Consider the following 2,649-nt stretch of genomic DNA (forward strand, 5'->3'; position numbering starts at 1 on the left):
CCTATGCTGCTGAAAAATCCAGATAAGATCACTTCATGCCCGGTAATACTCCTGTTGAAGGTATACTGGAGATCCTGAGATACAAATCCAAAGTGTGATCTCAGGGTAAAGACATCCCAGGAATCCTCTCCCCAGATCCTGAAGCGTGTTCCCGATTTCGAATAAACAGGATAATATTCCCGAATTATGGTTTTTATAAGTGATGATTTTCCAGAACCGTTCGGTCCGAGGATGGCGATATGTTCGCCATCGTAAATCTTGAGGGTAACTGAATTGAGGAGATTTCTCTCTCCTGCTACAACGCAAATATTTTTGAAATCGATGAATAATGGCTCTTTTCCTGACCGGGATCCTGAATCATGAGGCATGATCGTCTTTATATTTTGTTTCCAATAATATAATGCAATTCCCCCCTTGTAATCCTGATATGTTTTGATCCATAATTCCTGTCATCAGAAGCAAAAAACCTGATATCGTATATAAGAGTATTGAGAGATAGTATAGATATATGGTGACGATTGCCAATGATCCCATACTGGTTGTGAACCTGATTCTTTGCGTGATTATCCTGATACTGGGTATTCTTTGCACGAAACGAAGTGGGGAAAAACTTCCCCTGTATATTGGCATCTCATTTGGTCTGTTTGCCGTATCGCACGGAATGACCCTGATAGATCTTAAGGATATCCTGGTAATTCCCCTGATCATCACCAGATCCTGTGCATACCTGCTCGTGTTGTGTGCCCTGCTTCTGTACCTGAAAAAAACATTAATTGCCCAGGAAGCCCAGGAAGCATGGATAGATTACTATAATGAAGATATAAAACCGGTGAATTCACCAAAAAAAGAGTAAAATCGATCTTTAGTTAATTATCCTCAGGGGAGAGGATATCCAAGATTCCATCTTCTCTTGTAGGATATATCCTGAAAATGCGGTAAAATCCCCCTGTTTTTATGATGTCCATCACCGGGGGCCTGATGCAGCATAATCCGAATTTACCCCCGGTTCTTGAAATTTTCTTCCCAAGGAGTAAAAAAACCCGTAATCCTGCACTTGACAGGTATTCGGTATCCGATAAATCCAGAAGCAGGGCCTGGTTTATACCGATGGGTATCTCGATCAGTTCCTTTTCATATTCCTGCGCATTATTATGCTCAATTCTTCTTCCGGTTGTACCAATGGTAATATTTCCCAGTTTGTCGATTTTTACCAGCATTCTAATCTCATCTCTTTCGGATTAATCCGTTTTTTTCCATACGTCCGGGGGTATATGTATCTCAAACCTTGCTCCTTTACCTGGTATTCCTTTTTCAATGATAGTAATACCGGTTACATGCAATATCTCCCTGCAGAGTGTAAGCCCTAGACCGGTATTTTTTCCAAATCCCTGGCAAAAAATCCGTTCCTTGTCTTCTTCAGGTATCCCGGTTCCGTTATCTTCAATTACCAGAATAAATTCATGGTCTTCTCTCTCGATTGAGGTAATATGAATCCATGAAACGCAGTTTCCATGTCTGATGGCATTGTCGATCAGGTTGAATATCACTTTGACAGACAGGGGATCGGTATATACCAGTACCGGGGGGACGGATACGGATATCTCCACAAGACCTGAATTGATATCATAATTGATATCATGTATCGCTGATTTGATCATCATCTCTAGGGGCAGCCAGGATGGTTCGTGTAATCCGATATCCTGGTACTGCTGGGAAAAAAGGAGTTGGTTTCGTATCCTGTTGATCTGGTCCATGGCCTTTACGAGTAACTCCCTGGCAGGTTCTTCACTGACCTGTTCATGCAATAACTCCAGATATCCGGATAATGCTGTTACCATGTTGCTGATATCATGACGTGTCAGTCTTGTCAGGAGTGATATCTTTTCAGTCGCCACCCGGAGAGCCTTTTCGGCCTTTTTTCTCACGGTAATATCCCTGATGATCAGGATGATCCCTGCAGGTTCCTCGTAGGGATCCTTTACCAGTGAACCAGAGATACTCAGGTTCTTTTGTTCATCGTTCTCCTGGATAACCTCGTAATCAGACACTATCTCATTTTCCCTGATTATCTTTTTGATATCCCGGTACACCTGCTCGGGAAAGGGGGGAACAGAAAGTTTTCCATGGTTCATTCTCCATTCCTCCGGGAAAATCTTCTGGACAGACTGATTCGCAATGATTATCCGGTCATCCATGTCTGTCAGGATAAGGCCATCAGGCATTATCCTAATAATGTTCGTGGCAACCGTTTCAGGACCTAAAACAAAGAGCCCGTACTTCAGGATAGCATAGGTTATTGCACAGGAGTAGAATACTATACCGATAAAAACAAGATTGGGTGTGTAAATATTGAACATCGGGAGGATCGCTACAGATTGCGATCCAAATCCGATTACCACAAGAATTCCGACACTTAATGAACTGCTTTGTCGTCGGAATTTGTCTCTTCCAGACTGCAGGTATGCATGAAAACCGACCAGTACACCCCAGATCATGATGGCAACAAAATATATTGTAGCAATTATATATGTGGGATTATTAAATGCCGGGGTGTAATAATAAAATGCCGAATATGGGTCATAACCCACATCAAAGATATAATTGGTAAAAATATTTACGATTGCAAGGATTATTGACGGAATATACAGG

Annotated in this window: 4 protein-coding genes; 1 reads left to right on the top strand and 3 read right to left on the bottom strand. The window is 41.9% G+C overall.

From position 1 onward, the window contains the following. Positions 1-368, bottom strand: a 368-nt coding sequence (locus tag LUQ50_RS12765; protein WP_300040239.1) for an ATP-binding cassette domain-containing protein, incomplete at its 3' end; no start/stop codon positions are given. Between the two features lie 140 nt (positions 369-508). Here LUQ50_RS12765 and LUQ50_RS12770 point away from each other — a divergent pair. Continuing rightward, on the top strand, positions 509-853 hold the full coding sequence (locus tag LUQ50_RS12770) for a hypothetical protein (protein ID WP_300040241.1): 345 nt from the start codon (positions 509-511) through the stop codon (positions 851-853). A gap of 13 nt (positions 854-866) precedes the next feature. On the opposite strand, the gene LUQ50_RS12775 is transcribed toward LUQ50_RS12770, so the two are convergent. Both LUQ50_RS12775 and LUQ50_RS12780 read right to left on the bottom strand, forming a co-directional pair. Further along, positions 867-1,217: an STAS domain-containing protein gene (locus LUQ50_RS12775; RefSeq protein ID WP_300040243.1), complete on the bottom strand. Its 351-nt coding sequence runs from the start codon at positions 1,215-1,217 to the stop codon at positions 867-869. 21 nt (positions 1,218-1,238) lie between these two features. Then, positions 1,239-2,649 (bottom strand): ATP-binding protein (locus LUQ50_RS12780; RefSeq protein WP_300040245.1); only part of this gene is annotated, 1,411 nt, incomplete at its 5' end.

This window comes from Methanospirillum sp. (assembly GCF_028679455.1).
GTDB lineage: Archaea > Halobacteriota > Methanomicrobia > Methanomicrobiales > Methanospirillaceae > Methanospirillum.